15 protein-coding genes are annotated in these 21,557 nt (G+C 71.8%); 12 read left to right on the top strand and 3 right to left on the bottom strand.

The features are described 5' to 3' along the window. Positions 1-181 precede the first annotated feature (181 nt). From OG738_RS37000 to OG738_RS36985, 4 genes are all read left to right on the top strand, one after another. Entirely contained in the window at positions 182-1,177 is a 996-nt protein-coding gene (locus OG738_RS37000) for a LacI family DNA-binding transcriptional regulator (protein WP_329056948.1), read from the top strand. 408 nt (positions 1,178-1,585) lie between these two features. Continuing rightward, positions 1,586-4,531, top strand: coding sequence for a glycoside hydrolase family 48 protein (locus OG738_RS36995; RefSeq protein ID WP_329047980.1), 2,946 nt, complete (start codon positions 1,586-1,588; stop codon positions 4,529-4,531). 10 nt (positions 4,532-4,541) lie between these two features. Next, a complete protein-coding gene (locus OG738_RS36990) occupies positions 4,542-6,062 on the top strand; it encodes a cellulase family glycosylhydrolase (protein ID WP_329047978.1) in 1,521 nt (506 codons plus the stop codon). Between the two features lie 26 nt (positions 6,063-6,088). Further along, the gene (locus tag OG738_RS36985; RefSeq protein WP_329047976.1) at positions 6,089-7,888 is read left to right on the top strand and encodes a glycoside hydrolase family 6 protein; all 1,800 of its coding nucleotides are present in this window, start codon (positions 6,089-6,091) and stop codon (positions 7,886-7,888) included. Positions 7,889-8,110: 222 nt separating this feature from the next. Here OG738_RS36985 and OG738_RS36980 read toward each other — a convergent pair whose 3' ends face one another. Beyond that, the gene (locus OG738_RS36980; protein WP_329047975.1) at positions 8,111-9,382 is read right to left on the bottom strand and encodes an ABC transporter substrate-binding protein; all 1,272 of its coding nucleotides are present in this window, start codon (positions 9,380-9,382) and stop codon (positions 8,111-8,113) included. A gap of 137 nt (positions 9,383-9,519) precedes the next feature. Between OG738_RS36980 and OG738_RS36975 the strand changes: the two genes are divergently transcribed. Further along, complete coding sequence (locus OG738_RS36975) at positions 9,520-10,944, top strand: LacI family DNA-binding transcriptional regulator (protein WP_329047974.1); 1,425 nt, start codon at positions 9,520-9,522, stop codon at positions 10,942-10,944. Between the two features lie 29 nt (positions 10,945-10,973). Here OG738_RS36975 and OG738_RS36970 read toward each other — a convergent pair whose 3' ends face one another. Continuing rightward, positions 10,974-12,035: a lytic polysaccharide monooxygenase gene (locus OG738_RS36970; RefSeq protein WP_329047973.1), complete on the bottom strand. Its 1,062-nt coding sequence runs from the start codon at positions 12,033-12,035 to the stop codon at positions 10,974-10,976. A 168-nt stretch (positions 12,036-12,203) separates the two neighbouring features. On the opposite strand from OG738_RS36970, the gene OG738_RS36965 reads away from it, so the two are divergent. Continuing rightward, positions 12,204-13,397 (top strand): AGE family epimerase/isomerase, encoded by a 1,194-nt coding sequence (locus OG738_RS36965; RefSeq protein ID WP_329047972.1) that lies wholly within the window; start codon positions 12,204-12,206, stop codon positions 13,395-13,397. 33 nt (positions 13,398-13,430) lie between these two features. Then, positions 13,431-14,426 carry an L-glyceraldehyde 3-phosphate reductase gene (mgrA, locus tag OG738_RS36960; RefSeq protein WP_329047970.1) on the top strand — a complete coding sequence of 332 codons (996 nt, stop codon included), beginning with the start codon at positions 13,431-13,433 and terminating at the stop codon, positions 14,424-14,426. On the opposite strand, the gene OG738_RS36955 is transcribed toward mgrA, so the two are convergent. Further along, positions 14,423-15,568: a cellulose-binding domain-containing protein gene (locus tag OG738_RS36955; RefSeq protein WP_329047969.1), complete on the bottom strand. Its 1,146-nt coding sequence runs from the start codon at positions 15,566-15,568 to the stop codon at positions 14,423-14,425. The two genes, mgrA and OG738_RS36955, sit on opposite strands and share 4 nt — an antisense overlap. A gap of 424 nt (positions 15,569-15,992) precedes the next feature. On the opposite strand from OG738_RS36955, the gene OG738_RS36950 reads away from it, so the two are divergent. From OG738_RS36950 to OG738_RS36930, 5 genes are all read left to right on the top strand, one after another. Then, the gene (locus OG738_RS36950; RefSeq protein ID WP_329047967.1) at positions 15,993-17,483 is read left to right on the top strand and encodes a cellulase family glycosylhydrolase; all 1,491 of its coding nucleotides are present in this window, start codon (positions 15,993-15,995) and stop codon (positions 17,481-17,483) included. A 286-nt stretch (positions 17,484-17,769) separates the two neighbouring features. Continuing rightward, positions 17,770-19,167, top strand: a complete 1,398-nt coding sequence (locus OG738_RS36945) for a hypothetical protein (RefSeq protein WP_329047966.1) — start codon at positions 17,770-17,772, stop codon at positions 19,165-19,167. 32 nt (positions 19,168-19,199) lie between these two features. Beyond that, a complete protein-coding gene (locus OG738_RS36940; protein WP_329047964.1) occupies positions 19,200-20,003 on the top strand; it encodes an AfsA-related hotdog domain-containing protein in 804 nt (267 codons plus the stop codon). A gap of 30 nt (positions 20,004-20,033) precedes the next feature. Further along, complete coding sequence (locus OG738_RS36935; RefSeq protein ID WP_329047962.1) at positions 20,034-20,840, top strand: carboxymuconolactone decarboxylase family protein; 807 nt, start codon at positions 20,034-20,036, stop codon at positions 20,838-20,840. Continuing rightward, on the top strand, positions 20,837-21,538 hold the full coding sequence (locus tag OG738_RS36930) for an HAD family hydrolase (protein WP_329047960.1): 702 nt from the start codon (positions 20,837-20,839) through the stop codon (positions 21,536-21,538). The genes OG738_RS36935 and OG738_RS36930 overlap by 4 nt, the downstream gene beginning before the upstream one ends. Positions 21,539-21,557 lie beyond the last annotated feature (19 nt).

Genomic DNA, 21,557 nt, shown 5'->3' with positions numbered 1-21,557 from the left:
GTGCCGCCGAGTCTGCTGGGGGCCCCCACCGGTGTCAAGGGGTCGTGACCGGAGTGTTTCCTGCGAGGAGCGCTCCCGGACTTCACGCCCGCGTGCCGGTTAAGCTGTCGACGTCCGGGTGGTTGAGGGAGCGAGGGCGGTAGGCGTGGGGCCTCGAGCAGGGGATGAAGAGCGGCCGACACTGGAGGACGTCGCGGCGTTCGCCGGCGTGTCGCGGTCGACGGCGTCACGCGCGCTGAACGACGACGCGTACGTCAGCGCGGCGGCGCGCGAGAAGGTCCACGCCGCGGCCCGCGACCTGGGCTATTCCCCGAACCAGGCGGCCCGCTCGCTGGTCACCCGCCGCACCGGGGCCGTCGCCGTGGTGCTGTCGGAGCCGGAGTCCCGGCTGCTCGACGACCCGTACCGCGCCGCCGTCATGCGCGCCGGCTACCGCGAGCTCGCCGACGTCGGCCGGCAGATGGTGCTGATCTTCAGCGACATCCGCGAGGACCTGAGCCGGACCGTCCGGTTCCTCGAAGGCGGGCACGTCGACGGCGCGCTCGTGTTCGCGCCGCACCGGGCCGACCCGCTGCCCAAGGCGCTGCGGCTGCTGCGCATCCCGGTGGTGTTCGGCGGCCAGGCGGCCGGCATCCGCCGCGGCGTGCACGTCGTCGACTTCGACAACGAGGGCGGCGCCCGGCTGGCGGTCGAGCACCTGGTCGCGGCCGGGCGGCGGCGGATCGGCACCATCGCCGGGCCGCAGGACCAGAGCGCCCCGATCGACCGGCTCGCCGGCTGGCGCAAGACCCTCCTGGACGCCGGGCTCGACCCTACCGACCTGGCCGAAGAGGCCGACTTCACGCTGTCCGGCGGCGCGAACGCGATGTCCGCGCTGCTGGCCCGCCACCCGGACCTCGACGCGGTGTTCGTCGCGAGCGACATGATGGCGGTGGGCGCGCTGCGCACCCTGGACGCCGCGGGCCGCCGCATCCCCGAGGACGTCGCGGTGGTCAGCTTCGACGACAACGCGACCCTGGCTCCGGCCATGGACCCGCCCCTGACGTCGGTCCACCAGGACCCGCGCGAGCAGATCCACGCGATGGTCGAGACGATGCTGCAGCTGCTCGACGACCAGAGCCTCAAGCCGCGGCAGCAGATCCTCCCGGTCTCCCTGGCGGTCCGCGCCTCGAGCTGACGCCGTGTCGGCCCGCCGAGCACGCGTGCCGACCTCTGCCGCACGGCCGGGCCGCTGAACTCCGTGCCGGAACGGTCGACACGCGTGCCTGGAGGGTCGACACGGCGTGGGGCGCCGGTGGCTGGGAGCGGTCCCGGCTGAGGTGCACGCCTTCGGCCCTAAACGGCGTTCGCTCGGCACTCTGCGTGACCATGTCACTGGGCCGTTCGAGTGAGGTGGCGACGATCGGCGGCGGCTGTTCAGGAGCGTTCAGTGAGTGGGACCGAGCGGGGAGCGTTGCTGTGACATCCGCAGCCGCGGTGTCCTTCTGACTCGATTCTTTACATCCAGGTTTCCGGCTGGCTACCGTCTGCGCCTGGAAGCGCTCCCAGATCGCTGGCTCCCTACGGACAAAGGAGTTCCGCAGCCATGCGTTCCTCTCCCCGGATGCACCGATGGCGCCGAACGCGCCTGCCGCGCGCCCGCGCGCTGGCCCTGGTCACGGCCATGGTCACCGCCGCCGCCGCGCTGGTCGCCCCACCCCCGGCGCTCGGCGCCGACGTCGCCTGTTCCGTCACCTACACCACCAACGACTGGGACACCGGGTTCACCGCCAGCGTCTCGCTGCGCAACGACGGCGCGCCGCTCGACAGCTGGCAGGTCGGCTGGACGTTCCTCGACGGCCAGAAGGTCCAGCAGGGCTGGAGCGCCAGCTTCGCCCAGACCGGCGCCGCGGTCACCGCGACGAACCTCTCCTACAACGGCCACCTCGGCACCGGGGCGAGCACGTCGTTCGGCTTCAACGGCTCGAAGGGGTCCGCCAACCGCCCGCCGACCGACTTCTCCGTCAACGGCAGCGCCTGCACCGGCGCCAACAAAGCCCCCACCGTCAGCCTGACCTCGCCGGCCTCGACCGGCACCTACTACGCCCCGGCCACCATCCCGCTCGCCGCCACGGCCGCCGACGCCGACGGCACGATCAGCAAGGTCGAGTTCTACGCCGGCGACACGCTGCTGGCCACCGACACCGCCGCGCCGTTCGAAGGCAGCTGGGCGAACGTCCCCGCCGGGACGTACGCGATCACGGCCAAGGCGTATGACAACAAGAACGCGTCGACGACGTCGAGCCCGGTGAGCGTGAAGGTCCTTTCCGGACCCACGATCGTCGCGTCCCCGGCGACCACGCAGGTCAAGCAGGGCGGGACGGCGACCTTCGCCGTCACCCTCGCCGGCGCGCCGACCGCCCCGGTCACCGTCGCCGTGGCACGCACGGCGGGCAGCACCGACCTGACGGCGACCCCGGCGAGCCTCACCTTCACGACGGCGAACTGGAACACCCCGCAGAACGTCACGGTGACCAGCGCCGACAACGGCGGGGCGCTGGGCAGCGCCACCTTCACCGCGAGCAGTGGCGGCTACACCGCGGCCACCGTCACGGTGAACGAGATCTCGTCGTCCACATCGGACTACCAGCTCGCGTTCCTGACCCAGTACAACAAGATCAAGGACCCGAACAACGGCTACTTCCGCAAGTTCGGGAACATTCTGGTGCCCTACCACTCGATCGAGACGCTGATGGTCGAGGCACCGGACTACGGCCACGAGACGACGTCGGAGGCGTTCAGCTACTACCTCTGGCTCGAAGCGTCCTACGGCCGGATCACCGGGGACTGGGCGCCGTTCAACCAGGCCTGGACGTCGATCGAGACGTACGCGATCCCGTCGACGGCCGACCAGCCGACCAACAGCGGCTACAACGCGAGCAAGCCGGCGACCTACGCGGCCGAGTACCCGAGCCCGAAGTCCTATCCGTCGCAGCTGCAGACCGGCGTCTCCGTCGGCAGCGACCCGATCGCGGCGGAGCTCAAGGCGGCCTACGGCTCGGCGGACGTCTACGGCATGCACTGGCTGCTCGACGTGGACAACATCTACGGGTTCGGCCACTGCGAGGACGGCACGAACACCGCGCCCGCATTCATCAACACCTTCCAGCGCGGCTCCCAGGAGTCGGTCTGGGAAACCGTCACCCAGCCCAGCTGCGACACGATGAAGTTCGGCGGCAAGAACGGCTACCTCGACCTGTTCACCGGCGACTCGTCGTACGCGAAGCAGTGGAAGTACACCGACGCGCCAGACGCGGACGCCCGCGCCGTGCAGGTGGCCTTCCAGGCCGAGAAGTGGGCTCAGGCGCAGGGCAAGAGCGCCGACGTCGCGGCCGTGGTGAAGAAGGCGTCGAAGATGGGCGACTACCTGCGGTACTCGCTGTTCGACAAGTACTTCAAGAAGATCGGCAACTGCGTCGGCGCGTCGAGCTGTGCCGCCGGCACCGGCAAGGACAGCGAGCACTACCTGATCTCGTGGTACTACGCGTGGGGCGGCTCGCTCGACACCGGCAGCGCGTGGGCGTGGCGCATCGGAGACGGCGCGGCGCACCAGGGCTACCAGAATCCGCTGGCGGCGTACGCGCTGTCGACGGATCCGGGGCTGAAGGTCACTTCGGCGACCGGCGCGAGCGACTGGGCGACCAGCCTCGGGCGGCAGCTGGAGTTCCTGCAGTGGCTCCAGTCGTCCGAAGGCGGCCTCGCCGGCGGCGCGACCAACAGCTGGGACGGCCAGTACGGCACCCCGCCGGCCGGCACGCCGACGTTCTACGGGATGTTCTACGACCAGCAGCCGGTCTGGCACGACCCGCCGAGCAACCAGTGGTTCGGCTTCCAGACCTGGGGCATGGAACGGATCGCCGAGTACTACCAGGCGACCGGCGACGCCCGGGCGAAGAAGATCCTCGACAAGTGGGTCCCGTGGGCCATCGCCAACACCACGGTCGGGGCCGGCGGGAGCTTCCAGATCCCGTCCGACCTCGGCTGGAGCGGCGCGCCGGACACCTGGAACGCCACCAGCCCCGGCTCGAACACCGGCCTGCACGTCACGGTGAAGAACTACAGCCAGGACGTCGGGGTCGCGGCCTCGCTGGCCAAGACGCTGCTCTACTACGCGTCCGGCTCGAACAACGCCCAGGCGAAGACCGTGGGCGAGCAGCTGCTGACCGCGCTCTCGGCGAACACCGACAGCAAGGGCATCGCGGTGCCGGAGACCCGGACGGACTACAACCGGTTCGACGACGCCTACAACGCCACCACGGACCAGGGGCTCTACGTGCCCTCGGGCTGGACCGGCACGATGCCGAACGGCGACGCGATCAACTCCAGCTCCACGTTCGAGTCGATCCGGTCGTTCTACAAGAGCGACCCGCAGTGGCCGAAGGTCCAGGCCTACCTGGACGGTGGCGCCGCGCCGACGTTCACCTACCACCGGTTCTGGGCGCAGTCGGAGATCGCCACGGCGTTCGCCGCGCACGTCGTCCTGTTCGGCTGAAAGGTTCTCGATGAAGCGACTGCTCGCACTCGCGGTCGCCGCACTGGTCGGGGGCGCCGTTCTCACGGCGTCCCCGGCCACCGCGGCTCCCGCGGCATCCGGCACCGGAACCGGCTATTGGCACGCTGTCGGTTCCCAGCTGGTCGACGCCACCGGTGCGCCCGTGCGGATGACCGGCGTCAACTGGTTCGGTGCCGAAACCGGCAACTACGCGCCCCACGGCCTGTGGAGCCGCAACTACAAGGACATGCTCGACCAGATGGCGAGCCTCGGCTACAACACGCTGCGGCTGCCGTATTCCAACCAGCTGTTCGACCCCGGCGTCACGCCGAACAGCATCGACGCCGTCCAGAATCCCGATCTGCAAGGGCTTTCCGGGCTCCAGGTACTGGACAAGATCATCGCCTACGCGGGCACCAAGGGCATGCGCGTCGTCCTCGACCAGCACCGCCCGGACTCCGGTGCGCAGTCCCCGCTCTGGTACACCAGCGCGTATCCGGAGAGCCGGTGGCTGTCCGACTGGACGATGCTCGCCCAGCACTACAAGGGCAACCCCACGGTGATCGGCGCCGACCTGCACAACGAGCCCCACTCGATCCAGGGTGGCGGCGGCGCGTGCTGGGGCTGCGGCGACACCGCGACCGACTGGCGGCTGGCCGCCGAACGCGGCGGGAACGCCGTCCTCGCGGCCAATCCCGACTGGCTGGTCATCGTCGAGGGCGTCGACTGCGTCGCCGGCACCGGCGACCCGCAGTGCGGCTGGTGGGGCGGCAACCTCTCCGGCGCGCGCCAGTTCCCGGTGCGACTGTCCAAACCGGACAAGCTGGTCTACTCCGCGCACGAGTACGCGACGTCGGTGTTCGCCCAGCCGTGGTTCTCCGACCCGTCGTTCCCGGCGAACCTGCCGGCGCTCTGGGACCACTTCTTCGGCTACCTGCAGAAGCAGAACATCGCGCCGGTGCTGCTCGGCGAGTTCGGCACCACGCTCGCCGACCCGCGCGACAAGGTCTGGCTGCAGGAGCTGCTGAAGTACGCGGGCACCGGACCGACCGGCATGAGCTTCACCTACTGGTCGTGGAACCCCAACTCGGGGGACACCGGCGGCATCCTCAACGACGACTGGACCACGGTCAACCAGGCCAAGCAGGCCATCCTGCAGCCGTACCTGATCCCGCCGGTCGGCGGCGGTGGCGGGACGACCGATCCGCCGCCCGCGGTGAGCTGCGCGGTCGCCTACCACGTCGACAACGCGTGGCAGGGCGGGTTCGTCGCCTCCGTCACGCTCAAGAACACCGGCACCACGCCGCTGAAGACCTGGACGCTCGGCTGGACCGTGCCTGCGGGGACGCAGATCACCGGCGGCTGGGGCGCCACCGTCACCCAGTCCGGGCAGCAGGCGAGCGCCAAGGCGCCGACGTGGGCGCCCGACCTGGCCGGCGGCGCGTCGACGTCGATCGGCTTCCAGGCGACCGGCTCGGCCACCGGCAGTCCCGGCGGGTTCGCCGTCGGGGCCACCCCCTGCACCTCCTGACCCGACAACACGAAGGAGCACACTCGATGAAGAGTGATTTCTGGTCCGCGAAGAGGAAGTCACGGCTCGCCGTGGCGTCCTCGGTGACGGCCGCGGCCGTCGTGGCCGGCCTGGTGGTGGCCGGCGGCAGCCCGGCGACCGCCGCCACCGGCTGCAAGGTGACCTACACCGTCAACCAGTGGGACACCGGGTTCACCGCGAACGTCGCGGTGACCAACCTCGGCGACGCCGTCTCGAGCTGGGACGTCCAGTGGGACTTCGCCGGCAACCAGCAGGTCCAGCAGGGCTGGAGCGCCACGTTCAGCCAGACCGGCAAGCACGTGAGCGCGAAGAACCCGTCGTGGGGCGGCGCGCTCGGGTCGAACGCGACGGCCAGCTTCGGCTTCAACGGCTCGTACTCCGGCACGAACGCCGTCCCCACGTCGTTCACGCTGAACGGCGTCGTCTGCGACGGCAGCACGGGCGGCCCGACCACCACGCCGACCACCCCGACCACCCCGACCACGCCCACGACCCCGACGGTCCCGACCACGCCGACCCAGCCCGGGACGCACGTGGACAACCCGTACGCCGGCGCGAAGGGGTACGTGAACCCCGACTGGTCGTCGGAGGTGTCCACCGCGGCCGCGGCCAAGGGCGGCACGCTCGGCGCCCAGATGGCCAAGGTGGCGAACACCTCGACGGCGGTGTGGCTCGACCGGATCGCGGCGATCGAGGGCACGTCGAGCGCCCGCGGCCTGCGCGGCCACCTCGACGCCGCGCTGGCCCAGGCGAGCGGCGGGACGCCGGTGACGATCCAGATCGTCGTCTACGACCTGCCCAACCGCGACTGCGCGGCGCTGGCGTCCAACGGCGAACTGCAGGTCGCGCAGAACGGCCTGGCCCGGTACAAGAGCGAGTACATCGACCCGATCGCCTCGATCCTGTCCGACGCCAAGTACGCACCGCTGCGGGTCGTCGCGATCGTCGAACCGGACTCGCTGCCCAACCTGATCACCAACACCGCGACGGCGAAGTGCGCCGAAGCGCAGTCGAGCGGGGCGTACACCCAGGGTATCCAGTACGCGCTGAACAAGCTCCACGCGATTTCGAACGTCTACAACTACCTCGACATCGCGCACTCGGCGTGGCTGGGCTGGGACAGCAACTTCGGCCCGTTCGTCAACCTGGTCAAGCAGACCCTGCAGGGCACGACGGCCGGGGTGAACAGCATCGACGGCTTCATCAGCGACACGGCGAACTACACCCCGCTCACCGAGCCGAACCTGCCGGACCCGAACCTGACCGTCGGCGGGCAGCAGCTCAAGTCGGCGACGTTCTACCAGTGGAACCCGTACTTCGCCGAGATCCCGTTCGCCACGGCGATGTACAACGCGTTCGTCTCCGCGGGGCTGCCCAGCGGGATCGGCATGCTGGTCGACACCTCGCGCAACGGCTGGGGCGGCGCGGCCCGGCCGAGCGGCGCGTCGGGGTCCACTGTGGACGCCTACGTCAACTCCGGCCGGATCGACCGGCGGCTGCACCGCGGCAACTGGTGCAACCAGAGCGGAGCCGGGCTGGGCGTGCGCCCGACGGCGTCACCGGCGGCGCACTTCGACGCCTACGTCTGGATCAAGCCGCCGGGTGAGTCCGACGGCGCGAGCTCGCAGATCCCGAACGACGAAGGCAAGGGTTTCGACCAGATGTGCGACCCGACCTTCCACGGCAGCCAGCAGGCCAACGGCGGCAACCTGACCGGCGCCCTGCCGAACGCGCCGCTGTCCGGCAAGTGGTTCGAGGCCCAGTTCGAAGAGCTCGTCCAGAACGCCTACCCGGCGGTGCAGTAGCAGGCTCCCGGGCCGGGCGGTGCCGCGCAGCCGCCGTCCGGCCCGGGTCCACCCATTCGCGGAGAAGTTGTCGCCGGTGGGGCGGTCGGCGCGACGCCGCCCGCGAGCAGCAGGCGGGGTGCGGCGGAAACCTCGCCACCCGCTGGTCCAGTTCACCGTGGTTCAGACCATTGACAGGAGTCGCGGGTGTCCTGCCCTGAACAAGATCCGGCGCGCCGCCCGTCAGGGCACCACCTGGTGCACCCCGATGAGCACCTGCTGCCAGACGGCGGCCGGGTCGGCACCGTGCTCGACCGCCTTGAGCGCGGGCGCGACCACCGTCTCCTGGATCTTGCCGTCGCCCGGGCCCTTGTACTGCGGTTTCCCGACCTTCTGGGCCTGGGCGACGAAGACCTGGCCGCTCAGCGCGCCGCCGAAGTAGCCGTTCATCTCGCTGAGCAGGTCGGGCGAGGTGAACGCGTCGACCTGGCTGGGGAAGTTCCCGCTCACCCGGAACGCGTGCAGCTGCTGCTCGGGCGCGGTCAGCCAGGCGGCGAGCGCGGCGGCCTCCTTCGGGTGCTCGCTCGCGGCCGGCACGGTGAGGTAGGAGCCGCCCCAGTTGCCGCCGCCGTCCGGGAACGCGTCGGTGATCGCCCACTTGCCGGCGTTGCCCAGCCCGGCCTGCTGCTCGATGACGCCGAGCATCCACGATGGACAGACCTTCGTCGCGAAGGCGCCGACGCGCAGGCCGTTGTTGCCGTCCTCGGCGAACGCGGTGAGCCCGGCCGACTGCCCCTGCTTCACGGCGGTGGTGACCTGGTCCCAGGCGGCGCGGAGGGCGGTGTTCGTCTCGAGCGTCGAGTGGTCTTGGCGGTCGAGGTAGCCGACGGGCAGCTGGTTGACCATGGCGTTGAAGTTCTGCGCCGCCGAGTCGAACCAGGCCTTGCCCTTCGAGCGCTTGACGTACTTCTGGCCGGCCTCGAAGTAGCTGTCCCAGGTCGCGAACATCGTCTTGACCGAGCCGGGGTCGGCCGGCAGCCCGGCCGCCTCGAGCAGGTCCTTGCGGTAGCACATGGCCAGCGGGCCGATGTCCGTGCCGTAGCCGACGAGCTTGCCGTCCTTGCTGCGGCCCGCCTCGTACTTCCATTCGAGCCAGCGCCCGGGTTTCACGTCGGGCGGGCCCGCCTCGGCCAGGTCGGTGAACTTCCCGGACTGCGCCAGAATGTCGGCCAGGTGGCCCTCTTCGACGGCCTGGACGTCCGCGAGGCCCTGTCCGCTCTGCAGCTTGGCCAGCAGGTCCTGGTGGTACGGGCCGCCCTGCTCGGTCTTCACCTGGCGGATGGTGGTGCCGGGGTGGGTGAACTCGTAGCCGGGGATCAGGTCGTCGTAGCCGAACTCGCCGAACGTCGCCAGGGTGAGCGTGATGTGCTCGGGCGTGCCGGGGCCGCAGCCGCCGGTCAGGACGAGCAGGACGACGGCGACGGCGAACGCCAGCCGTCTTCGGATCACCCTCATGCGCTCCCCCTTCGCGGGTCACTCCCTCGTGATTGGGAGCGCTCCCGGACGGAGTGTCGGTTCCGGGGCCGCCGGGTGTCAAGGTGTGCGACGGCGGGTGTCCGCGCGGACACGGATTCCGGTGGGGACGGAGGGCGATGAAGCGGCCGACCATCACCGACATCGCGCGGGAAGCGGGCGTGTCGAAGGGCGCGGTGTCGTACGCGCTCAACGGCCGCCCGGGCGTCTCGGAAGCCACCCGGCACCGGATCACGCGGATAGCGCGCGAGCTCGGCTGGTCCCCGAGCAGCACGGCGCGCGCCCTGTCCGGCGGCCGGGCGGGGGCGATCGGCCTGGTGCTGGACGGGCCGGCGGAGGCGTGCTTCCCGGCCCTGCTCGACGGGTTCTCGCCGGAGCTCCTGGTCCAGGTCACCGCCGGCCGCGAGGCAGCGCTGGCGGTCTACCGCCGGTGGCGCGCGGAGCGAAGGGTGGACGGCGTGCTGCTCACCGGCCCGGAGTGCGCGGCGGAGGTCGTGAGGATCGGCCTGCCGGCGGTGGTGCTCGGCGGCGCGGGCGGAGTGCCGGACGTGCCCTCGGTCCGGGTGGACGACGCGGCGGGCGCGGCGGAGGCACTGGAGTACCTGGCCGCGCTGGGACACCGGCACGTGGTCCGGATCGCGGGAGCGGCGCCGTTCGCGGACGCGGCGGAGCGGGAGTCGGCTTTCGCCGCCGAGGCGCGGCGGCTGGGGTTGGCCGGTGCACGGACTGCGGGAGGGGCGGCGTTCGCGGGTGCGGGGGAGCGGGAGTCGGCTCTTGCTGCCGAGGCGCGGCGGCTGGGGTTGGCGAGTGGGTGGACTGCGGGTGCTGGGTCGGCCGAGTCCCGGGGCGTGGGAGGGGCGGCGTTCGCGGAAGCAGGGGAGTCGGCTTTTGGTGCCGAGGGGCGGCGGCTGGGGTCGGAGAGTGGGCAGACTGCGCCTCCGGGGTCGGCCGAGTCCGGGGTCGCGGGTGTGGCGGGGTACGCGGGTGCGGGGGAGCGGAGGTCGGCTTTCGCTGCCGACGGTCGGCGGCTGGGGTTGGCGAGTGCGCGGGCCGCGTGTGCTGGGTCGGCCGAGTTCCGGGGCGTGGGTGCCGGCGCAGCCGGTCCCGGGGACCCCCATGCCGTCTCCGGCGTGGATCCGGCTGCGGGTATCGAAACTCGGGTTGCGGGCAGTGTTCCCGGCGCAGGAAACCGGCCCACCGGCCACACCGAACCCTCAGCCGACGCGGTCCGGCGCGTTCTCGGCACCCATCCCCGGCCCACCGCCCTCCTCTGCGACACCGACTCGCTCGCCGTCGCCGCCCTTGCCGCCGCTCGGGAACTCGGGCTGTCCGTGCCGCGGGACCTCTCGGTCGTGTCCTGGGACGACTCCGAACTCTGCCGGCTGGTCCGCCCGGCCCTCACCGCGATCCGGCGGCCGCTGCCGGAACTCGGCGCGCTCGCCGCGTCGATGCTGCGGGACCTCATCGCCGGCCAGGACGTCGGGGACGTCTGCGCCTCCCGGCCGCGGCTCGTCACGCGCGGCAGCACCGGCCCCGCCCGCTGACGGGACCGGTGCTGCCCACGACAACCGGCTCAGGTGCCTTGGCAGGTCGGGGACGGCTGGGCCGGGTTCGTCCCGGACGCGGTCACCACCAGGCCGAACGTGGTCGAACCGTCGGGGGCGACGACGCCGTTCCAGTCGGCGTTGCGCACCGTCACCACCGAGCCGGACTGGCTGAGCGTGCCGTTCCAGACGCTGCCGATCGTCTGGCCCGCCGGGAGCGTCCAGCCCACCTGCCAGCCGCTGTACGCCGCGGTGCCGTGGTTCATCACCGTCACCGTCGCCTGGTAGCCACCGCTCCAGGCGTTCGTCACCTCGTACATCGCCATGCACGAGCCGCCGGTCGGCGGGGGACTGGTGGGGGTCGTCGGCGTGGTCGGCGGGGTGCCCGGCTGGTGCACGCCCGTCACTTCGCCGTGGCCGCCGTCGAACGTGACGTCCGAGCAGCCGTAGAACGTCTCGGTGCTGTCGGAGCGCTTCCAGACCGAATAGATGATGTGCCGGCCCGACTTGTTCGCCGGCAGCGCGCCGGTCCACTTGTACTGCCCGTCCACCGTGCCCACCTGCCCGGTCACCGGCGGGTGGTCCACGGTCAGGAACGGCTGGTCCTCCAGCTCGTCCCAGGTGAGCGGCTTCGTCGGGTCCCAGCCGTCCTTCGTGACGTACGTGTAGAACCAGCCCGGGTGCGCGGCCCACGCGTTGTAGGAGAAGTCGAACGTCGCGCCGGCGGTGAGGTGGGTCAGCGGCCAGTCGCCGACCTGGTCGAAGCCGGCGTAACCCGGGTTGCCGCCCGAGCACAGCCGGCCGTCCGGGATGAAGCCGCGCGTGCGGCCGGCGCCGTCGGAGCGCAGCACGGCGAACCAGTTGTACAGCGAGTTGGCGCCGCTGGTGGCCACCGCGGCCGCGCAGGCCGGGTTCTGCGGGATGATCTGGCCGGTCGAGCTGAGCCCGTCCTGCCAGCACAGGAACGTCCGGCTGCCCGGTTTCATCATGGCGCCGTGCGCTTCGGCCGTGCCGGTGTTCAGCAGGATCGCCGTCAAGCTCGCCAGCAGCACGGTGACGGCGGCGAGGATCGTACTTCGTCTCCTGGTCACGTCTGTCCCTTCGTCGGGTAGCGTGCGTCGAAGACTGGGAGCGCTCTCACGATCAGGATACGCGGTGGCCGTCACTTCCGGAACATCCCGCGGTGACCGCCGGGGACGTCGTGGCCTACCTTGGCGGAGGCAGCCGATCACCGGGCCGGCCATGGAGAAGGGCAGAGAGTGGACAGTCCGTCATCGGTTCCCGCCTGGGTGCGCGCCGAACCCGCCCGGCTCCTCGGCTTCGCCGCCCGCGCGGCCCATCCCGGCGGCGGCTTCGCCTGGCTCGACGACGCCGGGCGGCCGGTCCTCGACCGGCCCGTCGAAACCTGGATCACCTGCCGCATGACGCACGTCTTCGCGCTGGCCCGGCTCCAGGGCTCCGACACCGGGGAGCAGGTCACCCACGGCGTCGCAGCGCTGACCGGCCTGCTGCGCGACCCGGACCACGGCGGCTGGTATGCGACGACAACGTTGTCAGAGAAGCGCGCCTACGAACACGCCTTCGTCGTCCTGGCGGCGGCGAGCGCCGTGGCGGCCGGCGCCGAGGGCGCGGAACCGCTGCTGGCCGACGCCCTCGACGTCGTCGAACGCCGGTTCTGGGAACCGGGCCCCGGCCGCGTCGCCGACGTCTGGGACCGCGGCTGGACACGGCTGGAGGACTACCGCGGCGCCAATGCCAACATGCACACCGTCGAGGCGTTCCTGGCCGCCGCCGACGTCACCGGGGACCGCGTCTGGGCCACCCGTGCACTGTCTATTGTGGACAAGCTGGTGCACGGCGAGGCCCGCGCCCACGGCTGGCTGCTTCCGGAGCACTACGACGCGAGCTGGCACGTGCGGCTTGACCACAACCGCGACGAGCCCGCTCACCCGTTCCGCCCGTTCGGCGCCACGATCGGCCACCTCTTCGAGTGGGCGCGCCTGGCCGTGCACCTCGACCGCGCGCTGGGCACGGACGCGCCGGAGTGGCTGGTGCCGGACGCGGAGGCGCTGTTCGCGACCGCGGCGCGCCACGGCTGGGCCGTCGACGGAAACCCGGGATTCGGCTACACCACCGACTTCGCCGGGACGCCGGTCGTGCGCACCCGGCTGCACTGGGTCGTCGCGGAGGCGATCGCCGCCGCGTGGACGCTGCACCAGGCGACCGGCGACCCGGCCTACCTGGACCGGTTCCGCGAATGGTGCGACCACGCCGACGCGTGCTTCGTCGACCGCGAACTCGGCTCGTGGCACCACGAGCTGGACCCGGAGAACCGCCCCGCGGCGGCCGTCTGGGCGGGCAAGCCGGACATCTACCACGCCTACCAGGCGACGCTCCTGCCCGTGTTGCCGGCCGCCGCGTCGTTCGCCGGCGCGTTGATCACGCGTCGTTAGACTGCCCGGGAACCCCTTCCGATGAGGAGAACCATGTCGCCTTATGCCGCCGCCGAAGGCCGCTACGCGGACATGCCGTACCGGCGGGCCGGGCGCAGCGGGCTGAAGCTGCCCGCCGTGTCGCTCGGCCTGTGGCACAACTTCGGGGACGACAAGCCGCTCGACGTCCAGCGCGCGGTGCTGCGCCGGGCGTTCGACCTCGGCGTGACGCACTTCGACCTGGCCAACAACTACGGCCCGCCGCCCGGCGCGGCCGAGGCGAACTTCGGACGGCACTACGCCGCCGACTTCCGCCCGTACCGCGACGAGATCCTGGTGTCGTCGAAGGCCGGCTACCTGATGTGGGACGGCCCGTACGGTGAGTGGGGCTCCCGCAAGAACCTCCTGGCCAGCCTGGACCAGAGCCTCACGCGCACCGGCCTCGACCACTTCGACGTCTTCTACTCCCACCGCCCGGACCCCGAGACGCCGATCGAGGAGACCATGGGCGCCCTCGACACCGCGGTCCGGTCCGGGAAAGCGCTCTACGCGGGCATTTCCAACTACTCGCCCGAGCAGACGGAAGCCGCGCTGGCCGCGCTGAAGGACCTCGGCACGCCGCTGCTGATCCACCAGCCGTCGTACTCGATCCTCAACCGCTGGGTCGAAGACGGCCTCCTCGACACCCTGGACGCGCACGGTGTCGGCTCGATCGCCTACTCGCCGCTGAGCCAGGGCCTGCTCACCGACCGCTACCTGGACGGTGTCCCCGCCGACTCCCGCGCGGCCGGCGCCAGCCCGTTCCTCACCCGCGAGCGCCTCACCGAAGAGACCCTGGCGACGATCCGCGCGCTGAACGACGTCGCGAAGCGGCGCGGGCAGACGCTGGCGCAGTTGGCCATCGCCTGGGTGCTGCGCCGCGGCCGCGTCACCTCCGCGCTGATCGGCGCCAGCAGCGTCGCCCAGCTCGAGAACACCGTCGCGGCGACGGCGAACCTCGAGTTCTCCGGCGGCGAGCTGGCCGAGATCGACCGGATCGTCGCGGGCTAGCAGCCGATCCGCGAGCTGCCGACGGCCACGTCGTCGAACCAGAGCGTGTCGGCGTCGGTGCCGTAGCTCTCCCAGCCGAGCCGCAGGTCGGCCACCGCCGGGTGCCAGGCGCGGGCGAGCCACTGCTGGTCGACGTCGGGGGTGGGCACGCCGTCGACGACGAGCCCGGGCACCTCGGCGGAGCCCAGCCACGTCCGCAGCTGCCCGGCGGCGCCGTCGATCGCGAACTCGAAGCACGACCAGGTGCCGGTCGGCAGCGGGACGCTCTGGGCGACGCCGGCCGGGCTCTGCGCGGGCAGCGTCGCGTCGTCGGACTCGCGGTTCCACTGCAGGGCCCGGTTCTGCCCGCCGGCCCGCAGGTCGCGGCCGCCGTCCGCGGTGTCGCGCAGGGCCATGAAGGTGACGTGCGCGGCGGGCAGCGCGGTCGTGTGGCGGACCCAGAACCGGCCGTACAGCACGCCGGCGGTGGGCACGCCCGTCCCGAAGAAGGCGTGGTTGCAGTAGCCGCCGCCTCCGGTGACCTTCACCGAGCGGGTGCCCGAGTGCGCGACCGCGGTGTCGACGGTGACGGTGCCGGTGCCCTGGCAGTTCGCCGCGCCGACGGTCCAGCGGCCGGCCGGGGCGCTGCCGGCCTGCTGCTCGAAGTCGTCGCAGAACGCCGCGTCGGCGCACCCGGCGGGCGGCGGGGCGGAAGTGGTCGGGGTCGTCGGTGTGGTCGGTGTCGTCAGTGTCGTCGAGGGGGGAGCGGTGTCCCCGCACGCGACGCCGTTGAGCGCGAAGTCCGTGGGATCGGGGCCGGTGGACGTGCCTTGGAGGCCGAACGACACACTGCCGCCGGCGGGCAGCGAAGCGTTGTAGGGCAGGCTTTCCGCCGTGACCGCGGTCCCGGACTGGCGGACCGTCGCGTTCCAGGCCGACGTCACGGACTGGTTCCCGGCGTAGTGCCAGGTGAGCGCCCACGACGTGAACGCGGTGGCGCCGTTCGTCACGGTGATCTCGGCGGTGAACCCGGTCTGCCACTGGTCGACGCGGTATTCGACCGCGCAGGCCGGTGCGGCGGTGGCCGGGCCGGCGGCGACGACCGCGGTGGCCCCGGCGGTGGCGAGGCAGAATCCGGCGAGGGCGGCGGCGAACCTGTGCATCGGGGCCTCCCGGGACGCGGACAGGGGCGCCGGGGCTCGCGCCACGGCGCCCCTGGGTGGTGGCCGCGTTCTGTCGAGGCGACCTGGCATGGGAGCGCTTCCAGCCGCCGGAAAGGTAACCCCGGTGTGTCGTCGTTGTAAAGCGCCACCCGGACGCGGGCCGATCCGGTGGTCCGTTTTCGGAGCGCCTGCCGGATCCGGCGGGAACTGAACGCTCCTGAACGGCCGAAGTCGTGGGGAGGCAAAGCAGCACAGGGTGGCGCTGTGCCATCGCCCGGCGTCGCCGGATGCGGCCGTTGGAGTGGATTCCGGGAATTCCTGCCGAAGATCGGGGCGGGGTTTACAGCTCCCGGCGGAGCCGGGTACTGTGCAGCGCTGCTGGGAGCGCTCTCACGATTCTCGTTCAGGACCAAGGGAGTGATCGATGCGTTCCGGACCAGCACTGCTCGGCGCCTTCAGTGCGCTCGCCGTCGTCGGCGCGACGACGGCGTTCTCGCTCGGCACACCATCGCCCGCCCAGGCGGCGACGGCCTGCGAGGTCGGCTACACGGTGAACGACTGGGGAAGCGGGTTCACCGCCACCCTCAGCCTGAAGAACCTCGGGACGGCGCCGCTGTCCGGCTGGCGGATCAGCTACACCTACGCCGGGAACCAGCAACTGCAGCAGGGCTGGAACGGCACGTGGGCGCAGTCCGGCAAGACCGTCACGCTCACCCCGGCGACCTGGAACGCCACGATCGCCCCGAACGCGTCGGTCACCGCCGGTGCGAACTTCGGCTACAGCGGGGCCAACGCGGCACCGGCGTCGTTCAGCGTGAACGGCGAACCGTGCGGCGGCACGCAGCCGCCGACCACCACGCCGACGACGCCGACTACCACGACGCCGACGCCGCCGCCCGGCGGTGCGCCGCAGCTGCACGTCTCGGGCAACCGCCTGGCCGACGCCGCGGGCACCCCGGTGACGCTGCGCGGGGTCAACCGCTCCGGCGGCGAGTTCGCGTGCGTGCAGGGCAACGGCCTCTTCGACGGCCCGATGGACGCGGCCTCGGTCGCCGCGATCAAGAGCTGGCACGCGAACGTCGTGCGCGTGCCCTTCAACGAGGACTGCTGGCTCGGACTGTCCGATGTGGACCCGCAGTACGCCGGCGCGACCTACCGCGCGGCACTCAAGTCCTATGTGGACCTGCTGCACCAGAACGGCCTCGACGCGATCCTCGACCTGCACTGGACCCACGGCAGCTACACGGGCAACTCGTCGGCGTGCAGCGACGTCAACGCGACGTGCCAGAAGCCGATGACCGACAGCGAGCACTCGGTGGACCTGTGGACCTCGGTCGCGAACACGTTCAAGGGCGACAACGCCACGATCCTCGACCTGTTCAACGAGCCCTACCTCGACCGCGCGGTGTCCGGCTCGGCCCAGGCCTGGACGTGCTGGCGTGACGGCGGCGCCGCGTGCACGGGCATCGGCTACCCGGTGGCGGGCATGCAGGCGCTCGTGAACGCGGTACGCGCGACCGGCGCCACCAACGTGCTCATGCTCGGCGGCCTCGCCTACTCCAACGACCTGACCGGGTGGCTGCAGTACAAGCCGAGCGACCCCGCCGGCAACCTGGTCGCGTCGTGGCACTCGTACAACTTCAACACGTGCAGCTCGTCGTCGTGCTGGGACAGCCAGCTCGCGCCGGTCGTCGCGGCGGTGCCGCTGGTGGCCGGGGAGATCGGTGAAAACGACTGCGCGAGCGGGTACGTCACCGGCCTGATGGACTGGCTCGACCGGCACCAGGCGTCCTACCTCGGCTGGACCTGGAACACCTGGAACTGCAGCACCGGCCCCGCGCTCATCACGGCCTACGACGGGACGCCGACCGCGTTCGGTGCGGGCGTCCGCGCCCACTTCCTCGCCGCGGGCTGACCCCGGGGCGGGCCCCCTGTCCGGTTCAGGGGGCTGCGTCATCGCGCCCGCTCGGGCACGATGGCGTCCGGCCGTGCCGTCAGCGCGACGGCCCGGTCCGCGGTGCCGGCCGGCAACCCCCAGGCCGGCCGGCACTCGGACGCCGTCTCCGGCACACGTTCGTCACATCACGGGCTCTCCCGATCACGCTGCGGTACTGTCGTCCCGGTGCACCCGAATTCCCGAATTCGTTGGATGAGCGATGACTCGACAGGCCAAGCCGGGCAGTAAGCCCTACCGTGCGCAGTTGCGCGACCGGCTGGCCACCCTGGGGTTCCCCGAGGAGGCGGTGCCCGCCCGGGTGGCGGAGAACCTGATCGTCGAATGCCGGATCCCGCCGCGCACCGCGTGGCGGCTGGCTTCGGAGCTCTCGCTCGACGTCGCGGCGGACCAGTACAACGCCATCACCGGCGATCCCCGCGCCGGCATGCGCGGCACCCGCATCTGGGAGTACGAGCAGTGGCCCGAGCGCGGCGTCCGGCCCACCGTCGCGGCCCTGCGCGTGCTCGCCCAGGTCTACGGCACGAGCTGGAAGTCCCTGCTGGGGCTGCGTGACCTCGAGCAGCTGCCGGCCAAGGACCTCGCCGAGTACCACGCCGACACGGGGGCGCCGGCCGCCGCGCCCGAGACCGCCCCGGCGCGCCCGGCCCGCGTCGAGGCCCGGGCCGACGCCGACTTCGGCGCCGCCGCCCTCGACGACGCGATCCTGCTGACGAAGACCAACGTCGACGACGTCCAGCTCGACGACCTGTGGGCCGACCTCGACTTCCTGGGCGGCGCCTACACGCGGACGGCGCCCGACGCGATCCTCGGCCAGCTGGCCGTGATCGAGCGGCGCACCTCGGCGCTGCTGAAGGGCAGGCAGCGGCCGAAGCAGACACAGGACCTGCTCCTCGTCGGCGCGAAGTGCAGCGCCATGATGGCCTGGATCGCGGGTGACCTCGGGCGGTACTGCCGGTCCCGCCAGCTGAACTCCGCGGCCTGGCTCTACACCCAGTACGCCGACGATTTCCTGGCCCGGCGCTGGGTCCGCACCTCGCAGGCGCGCGTCGCGTTCTGGGCGGGCAACGGGATCGAGTCCGCGAAGCTGGCCGCGGACGGGCTCAACTACCACGTCGGCAGCCGGATGACGGACGCGCCGCTGATCCTCGCCGAGGCCCGCGGCTGGTCGTCGGTCCAGGCCGAGCCGCAGGTGCTGGAGGCGATCGCGCGCTGGACCAGCATCGAGGACCCGGACCTCGGCCCCGGCGGCGAAGACCCGTTCTTCAACATCACCAAGGACCGCCGGCACTACATGGCGGGCACGTCGTTGCTGTCGGTCGGCCAGGCCTCCGCGGCGCTGCGCGAGTTCCGGACCGCGCGTGAGGCCTACGAGAAGCTTTCGCTGGAAAGCCGCTGGGCAGCCATGGACCCGATGATCCGCATCGACACCGGCCGCGCGCACCTGCGGCTCGACGACCTGGACGGGGCGGCCGCGCAAGTGGAACCGCTGCTCGCCGCGGACGTGGCCAAGCAGCCGGACATGGTGCACGCCATGCTCAAGGTGCTGGCCGTCGAGCTGTCCGGGCCCCGCTGGGGCAAGGCGGCGACCGCCCGGCACCTCGCCGAGGCGCTCCTGGACACACAAACGACGGCGGGCCTGTGACGGCCGACCCGGCCCCGACGGAGGGATCGAGCGTGGCACCGGACGGATCCGCGCGCCGGGACACGGGCGACCCGGCGTCCCGGGCGCTGGACGGCCACAGCCGCCGGGCGGTAGTGGTGGTGGCGGACCGGTTCGCTCGCTACGCCCGCGGCGACCGGGTCCTCACGATGTCGGGCCTGCTGGCCCTGATCGAGGCCGCCGGCTCCGAGACGGGGGACGGCCACTGGGTCGTCCACGCCGGCCAGGGTGTCGACGGCACCGACTGCGACCTGATCGAGACCGCCACGGACAAGAGCGGCGCCCCGGTGTGCCTGGCCGACCCGGCGGGGTTCCGGAAGCCGTACGCCCCGGCGGCGATCGTGCACAAGGACCGGCAGCCGAACGTCCTGCTGTCGGCCGTGCACAGCCCGGAGGACCGGCTGTGCCGGGCGGACCTGCGCATCCACCGTGACAACGAGCTGATCCTCGACCACCACACCGGCGAGCACGTGCAGGGCATCGTGATCGTCGAGGCGATGCGGCAGATCTGCATCGCCCAGTTCGAAACCGCGGTCCGCGCCGGGCTGGGCCCGGTCGCCTACGCCGGGGTGTGGCAGCGGATCGACCTGTCGTTCCGCGACTTCCTGTTCCCGCTGCCGGCCACGGTCGAGTCGCGGATCGAGGAGGCCGACCTCGGCCGGGAGACCCACTGCAAGTTCCGCGCCGCGACGGCGGTGCACCAGGGCGGGCGCACCGTCGCGACCGCCGCCATCGACTACTCCATGATCGCGCAGGGGCGGATCGACGCCCTGGAGCGACGCAAGGCCGACCAGGCCACCCGGGCCTACCTCGGCTGAGCGAAACCGATCCGGAAGGGACACACCACGATGTCCGAAGTGCAGGACCGATCCTCGTCGTTCGCGCAGGGCCTGGACCTCATCCAGCGGCTCGGCGGTGCGGACCGGCCCGCGGTGCTGGACCTGTTCGCGAGCATCGGCGAGGCCGAGTTCGGCGAGGAGTGCGTCGGGTTCATCTACGGCGACGTCTACCACCGGCCCGGCCTGGCGCTGCCGGAGCGGCAGCTGGTGACGGTCGCGGCGCTGACCGCCCTGGGCTACGCGGGCTCGCAGCTGCGGTTCCACGCGAAGGCGGCGCTGAACGTGGGCTGCACCCGCCGCCAGCTCGTCGAGGCGGTCATCCAGGTCAGCTCGTTCACCGGCTTCCCGGCCACGCTCAACGCGCTGGGGGAGCTGAAAGCGCTGTTCGAGACCCTGCCCGCGGAGGAGCCGGGCCCGGACGAGCCCGCCGACGCCGCCTGGGCCGGGATCGAGGACCGCTACGAGCGCGGGCTGGCCGCGATGAAGGCCGTCGACGGCGAGGCGGGCGAGAAGGTGGCTGCCGCGCTCCAGGACATCGCACCCGACCTGGCGACCTACATCATCGAGTTCACCTTCGGCGAGATCTACAGCCGGCCGCACCTGACCCTGCGCCTGCGCGAGATCGTCACCGTCGCCGCGTGCGTCGCACTGGGCAGCGCGCTGCCCCAGCTGAAGGTCCACGTCCACGGCCTGCTCAACGTCGGCGGCAGCAGGCAGGAGGTCGTGGAGATCATCCTCCACCTGGCGTTCTACTGCGGCTTCCCGGCCGCGCTCAACGCCATCGCGGCCGCGCGGGAAGTCTTCGGGCAGCGGTGAGCGGCCTCCGCAAGCTCCGCGCGGTCGCACTGGACTGCGACGGCGTGCTCATCGACGACACCTACCTGGCCATGATCGCCCGGTTCGTCACCGACCACGGCGGGACCTACGACGCCGCGGCCGAGCGGGACGTGATCGGGTTGCGCGACATCGTCGTCGCCGAGAAGGTCACCCGCCTGTGCGGTCTCGACCAGCCCGCGGAGGAAACGCTGAAACAGCTCTGGGCCGCGCGGCAGGACCACCTGGCCGAGCACCCGATCCGCGTCGCCGAGGGCGCGCGGGACTGCCTGGAGGCGCTCGGGAAGCTCCCGGTCCGGCTGCTCTGCTACGGCGGACGGACCCGGGAGCACACCTTCGACCGGTACCTGGGCGACCTGGTCGGCCTGCTGGACCCCGACGTCCCGTACGTGAGCATCAACGAGCACCGGCCGGGCGTGGACCACATCGCCCGCACCGTGCTCGGCGCCGAGCACGGCGAAGTCGTGTTCGTGGACGACGTCAGCCGGGTGGCCGAGGACGCCCGTGCGCACGGCGCCGGCTTCATCGGGTTCCCGGCCGGCCCGGCTCACGCGCGGCAGCGGGAGTTCATGATCGGGTACGGCGTCCGGCACATCGCGACGTCGCTCGCCGAACTGACGCCGGAACTTCTGGAGATCGTCGACGAAGAGCTGGCGACTTCGACACACTGGCGTGGTTGAGGAAATCTCCCACCACTGG

This window comes from Amycolatopsis sp. NBC_01488 (assembly GCF_036227105.1).
In the GTDB taxonomy this organism is placed as follows: Bacteria; Actinomycetota; Actinomycetes; order Mycobacteriales; family Pseudonocardiaceae; genus Amycolatopsis.
This window is presented reverse-complemented; position numbering and strand designations above follow the sequence as displayed.

What these genes read in the sequence shown, in the direction of transcription:
- OG738_RS36975 (WP_329047974.1), top strand. Translation starts at nt 9,520, where the DNA reads ATGAAGCGGCCGACCATCACCGACATCGCGCGGGAAGCGGGCGTGTCG.
- OG738_RS36995 (WP_329047980.1), top strand. Translation starts at nt 1,586, where the DNA reads ATGCGTTCCTCTCCCCGGATGCACCGATGGCGCCGAACGCGCCTGCCG.
- OG738_RS36950 (WP_329047967.1), top strand. Translation starts at nt 15,993, where the DNA reads ATGCGTTCCGGACCAGCACTGCTCGGCGCCTTCAGTGCGCTCGCCGTC.
- OG738_RS36980 (WP_329047975.1), bottom strand. Translation starts at nt 9,382, where the DNA reads ATGAGGGTGATCCGAAGACGGCTGGCGTTCGCCGTCGCCGTCGTCCTG.
- OG738_RS36955 (WP_329047969.1), bottom strand. Translation starts at nt 15,568, where the DNA reads ATGCACAGGTTCGCCGCCGCCCTCGCCGGATTCTGCCTCGCCACCGCC.
- mgrA (WP_329047970.1), top strand. Translation starts at nt 13,431, where the DNA reads ATGTCGCCTTATGCCGCCGCCGAAGGCCGCTACGCGGACATGCCGTAC.
- OG738_RS36990 (WP_329047978.1), top strand. Translation starts at nt 4,542, where the DNA reads ATGAAGCGACTGCTCGCACTCGCGGTCGCCGCACTGGTCGGGGGCGCC.
- OG738_RS36985 (WP_329047976.1), top strand. Translation starts at nt 6,089, where the DNA reads ATGAAGAGTGATTTCTGGTCCGCGAAGAGGAAGTCACGGCTCGCCGTG.
- OG738_RS36935 (WP_329047962.1), top strand. Translation starts at nt 20,034, where the DNA reads ATGTCCGAAGTGCAGGACCGATCCTCGTCGTTCGCGCAGGGCCTGGAC.